The organism is Burkholderiales bacterium, from assembly GCA_035518095.1.
In the GTDB taxonomy this organism is placed as follows: Bacteria; Pseudomonadota; Gammaproteobacteria; order Burkholderiales; family JAHFRG01; genus JAHFRG01.
Map to the genome: position 1 here is coordinate 1 of DATIXX010000011.1, position 3,972 is coordinate 3,972.

The 3,972-nt window shown below is 54.3% G+C and carries 5 protein-coding genes; all 5 read right to left on the reverse strand.

Translation table 11 applies throughout. The features are described from left to right. Nucleotides 1-547, reverse strand: a 547-nt coding sequence (gene rfbF, locus VLV32_02660; GenBank protein ID HUL40799.1) for a glucose-1-phosphate cytidylyltransferase, incomplete at its 3' end; no start/stop codon positions are given. A gap of 3 nt (nucleotides 548-550) precedes the next feature. Next, nucleotides 551-1,669 carry a TIGR04372 family glycosyltransferase gene (locus tag VLV32_02665; protein HUL40800.1) on the reverse strand — a complete coding sequence of 373 codons (1,119 nt, stop codon included), beginning with the start codon at nucleotides 1,667-1,669 and terminating at the stop codon, nucleotides 551-553. Nucleotides 1,670-1,984: 315 nt separating this feature from the next. Then, nucleotides 1,985-2,452, reverse strand: a complete 468-nt coding sequence (locus tag VLV32_02670) for an NUDIX domain-containing protein (protein HUL40801.1) — start codon at nucleotides 2,450-2,452, stop codon at nucleotides 1,985-1,987. A gap of 123 nt (nucleotides 2,453-2,575) precedes the next feature. After that, complete coding sequence (locus VLV32_02675) at nucleotides 2,576-3,496, reverse strand: transketolase C-terminal domain-containing protein (GenBank protein HUL40802.1); 921 nt, start codon at nucleotides 3,494-3,496, stop codon at nucleotides 2,576-2,578. Next, on the reverse strand, nucleotides 3,493-3,972 hold a 480-nt coding region (locus VLV32_02680; protein ID HUL40803.1), incomplete at its 5' end, for a thiamine pyrophosphate-dependent enzyme. The genes VLV32_02675 and VLV32_02680, both read right to left, overlap by 4 nt.

Consider the following 3,972-nt stretch of genomic DNA (forward strand, 5'->3'; position numbering starts at 1 on the left):
CGCCATCGCCCTCCGGCTTCTCCTGGAAACGGGTAATCTTGTTGCTCTTGTTAACCTTGAGCGCACCAAAACGTCCGGGCGGCTGAACCGCGGTTACCGTCGCGAGCGTGCCCTGTTTCTTATGAAAAGCGACCAACTTGGGGATATCGATATCCGCCACACCGTCACCGTAAGTCATGCAGAACGGCTCCTTGCCCAGATACGATTTGACGCGCTTGAGCCGCCCGCCGGTCTGGGTGTTCTCTCCGGTATCCAACAGCGTAACCCGCCACGGCTCCGCGCCTTTTTGGTGGACCTCCATCTTGTTGCGGGCCATGTCCAGGGTGACGTCGGACATATGCAAGAAGTAGTTGGCAAAGTACTCCTTGACGACGTAGCCCTTGTAGCCCAAGCAAACAATGAAGTCATTGATCCCGTACGCCGAATAGATCTTCATGATGTGCCAGATAATCGGTTTGCCGCCGATCTCGATCATCGGCTTGGGCTTCAAGTACGATTCCTCGCTAATACGCGTGCCGAGTCCCCCGGCTAAAATAACGCACTTCATGATTTACCCTGAATGGTTCTCAAGCAAATATGCATATTTTCGCAGAAAATCGCGGCCAATCCGATTAATTCCTCCGAAGCTATAATGGCCGGGCCGCATGAGGGCCTTGAAGCGCCGCTGTAGTTCTTCGTCCTCCGTCGAATAGATGGCGCGACCTTCGGCGCGTTCGAGCATCTCCAAGGCCAGGTCCCGGATGTCCTCAGCCGTATTCTCGACCAGCCTGACGCGACGCTCCTTATAGAGCGCCGTGTACCGGAAATTCGCAGCGTCGGAGCGGAAAATCTCAGGGAACGTAAGTTCCCGCTCTTCAATCTCGGACCACAGCAGCTTGGGGATCGCCAGATCGCTCATGCCGAACTGCAATGTCATCGACAAGGGCACCTGGTTCGCCATAGCTGATGGTCTTCCAAAAACGAGAGCTACGTGCGCAAGCCCGGATGTGCTACCCAGGAAGAATCTGCAGCTAGCGCATAAGAAGACGTCCATCCAGTCGCTACGAATGTCTAGGTGCGCATAGTCGATCACCCTTTCCATCGGCGCAATGCGGCGCATGGTAGGGTCACCCATGCGTATGCACCAAAAACCCCGCAATGCAAGCTCCGAGGCCGCCGAAAGATAGTTCTCAACGCTTGCGTTCCTAAACGAGTGCAAGTGCTCGTCGGACGGCGAATAACCTCCTTCGCGGCAGTGAAAGCAGATGAACTCCGCGTCGGACGGTACGCCTAGCTCCGCGAGCCTCGCTCGGCCCTCGCGCCGATGCTTCTCTTCTAGGGTCAACAGAGCAGGGCGGTTTCCCCAAGCCCGCTGCACGGCTACGAAGGGCACCGTCTCGTTGATCGCCACAACGTAGCGATTCAGATCGTAGTGCAGATACGAAAACCTATAAAATCGGGCCAGAATTATGGCCCAAAAGGGGTGGCGCACGACCCAGATAAAGCGGCGCCAATACTCAAGCAAACATTCATTGGCGGCGGTGCCCGGCGGACTAACGATTACGCCATGGCAGCGCTTGCTCAATCCCAGGAGCTGCTCCTTTACAAAAATATCCGGCTCCAAGGCGAGATGTCCTATCCTTCCGAGTGCGACGCGAAGAAATCTGATGCGCGCCAGATAGAGTGGCACTGATAAGATTAACTCGACTGGAAACAAGACAACCGAGATCGCTTTGCGCGCCAGTCTACGCTTGCGGATGCGGTCAACTAAGGAAAAAAAAAGGGCGTGAGCTGATATCAAAGCCGGTATTATTCGTCTGAATGGCGAAATAAACTTTCGGTTATCCCCCATAGTTTTCCGGCGAAGAAAGCGCTCCAAAAACTACTTATTATTAATATACCGTGCGCACGCGTAATCGGCCAAGCCGATTCCGAGATGCGGCCCGTAATTACGCCCATGTGCTGCGTTATTGCTCTCGGCCGTGCCGGCAGCTTCAACCTAGCATCACGGCTGGAACCGCGACCTGCGCATATGCAACCAAATCGCATAGGCATCGTAGGGCGTGACGCGTGGCCCGCTGAGAATTTCCGCTCCTGAGAAAGCCTTGAGTTGCGCGCCTTCGTGCAGTTTAAAACGCGTGTACGATATCACTGGAACCAGAATTTCGTAATATATCCTGTAAACTTTTTTTTGCCCCAATTTCCTCAGGTCAAAATCGAAACGGATAAACTCGTTGGCATCCACAACCTCGAAATCGAGTTCTTCAATCAATTCCCTGCGCAGCGCCTGAACGGGATTTTCCCCTTCGTCAACCGCGCCCCCGAAACAGCCCCAGTGGTCGGGATAGAAAATTTCCGGGAGCGGGTCCCTGAGCTGCATAACGTAGCGCCCATCTTCAAGTACGATGAGCGCCGCTACTGCATCTGCGGCTTTAAGCTTGCTCTCGGCTGTTAGAAGCAAATTGTTATCCATTAGCATGTCGCGCACATGATGCAACTCACGCACATTAAATAAACGCGCAACAGAGTCGTTAATTTCTAATCCAGCGGTTGCTGAAACCGCTGTATGAAGCAGGAACGCTAATCGCGCATAGCGTCACGAGAGACCCAACTTAGCAGAGATGCTCTTGATATCGAGACCGTGAGCTGCCTGAAGCTCACCGTGGGAACCGTAATTGTGAATGAAGGCGTCTTGAAGAGCGAAGGTGTCTACCCGGCATTGGGCCCCTGTATCCAGTGCGATTTCCTTAACTCTCGGACCAAGGCCGCCAAACGGTGCCGTTTCTTCTATCACCACCACCTGCTTGTGGCGGCGCAATGCTTCTACAACTCCATCGACATCAAGCGGTTTTACGGTGTGCGTCGAAACTAGCGAGACGCTTTCGCCGCGCGCTTCGAACTTCTTGGCGAGCTCAAGGCCAAGCCTAAGGATTGGGCCGTAACCAAAAATGCAAACGTCGTTGCCGCGCTTGATATAGCGCAATTTGCCAAATTCGAACGAATCAATTGCATTTCCGGTCAGATCCGGCTCGCCGGCCTTGCCGAGCCGCAGGTAAACCGGGCCCCTTTCCTGTTGCGTGCACCATAGTGTAGCCAGACGCGTTTCCGCCGGGTCGCAGGGAGCAATCACCGCCATATTGGGAAGGGCAGAGGCAAGAGAAATGTCCTCTTGAGCATGATGCGTTCCGCCGAGTGTAGAGTACGTGATCCCACCGCCGATTCCGACCACTGTCACCGGTAGGTTTTGATAGCAAAGATCGTCGCGTACAAATTCATATGGTCTGAATAATGCAAATGTGGCGATGGTGTATGCAAATGGGCGCAGGCCTCTCAGCGCCATGCCCGCGCACATCCCGATCATGATTTGCTCGGCGACACCGGTGTTGATGAAGCGCTCGGGAAAAGTCTGCCGAAATTTATCCATCGCACCCGCTGGCGAAATGTCAGCCACCACGACGCATAAGCGCTTGTCCTGCTGACCCGCCTCAAAGAAGGTATTCGCAAAAGTGTTTCTCACATTGCCACCTCGGTGAGCTCGGCGAGCGCCCTCTGGTATTCTTCCTTGCTAGGCGAGCGGTAGTGCCAAATCGCGACGTGCTCCATATAGGACACGCCCTTGCCTTTGACGGTTTTGCCCACTACGAAGAAAGGCTGTTTGCCCTGGCGCGATTTCACTGCATCGTAAACCGCCGCGGCATCATGGCCGTTAACCTCAACCGCTTCCCAGCCGAAAGCGCGGACTTTATCGAGAACCGGATAGAAATGCGGGTGCGTTTCCGAAGTGCGTCCCAATCCCTGCAAGTCATTGAGATCCAGAAAGGCAACCAAGTTGCCAAGGTTTAAATTGGCCGCCATCATCATTGCCTCCCACGTTGAACCTTCCTGCATTTCTCCGTCTGAGAGAACCAAGTAAACGCGACAGTCTTTCTTTTGAATTTTGTCCGCGTAAGCCATCCCCGTAGCCATACCCATGCCGTGACCCAGCGAGCCGGT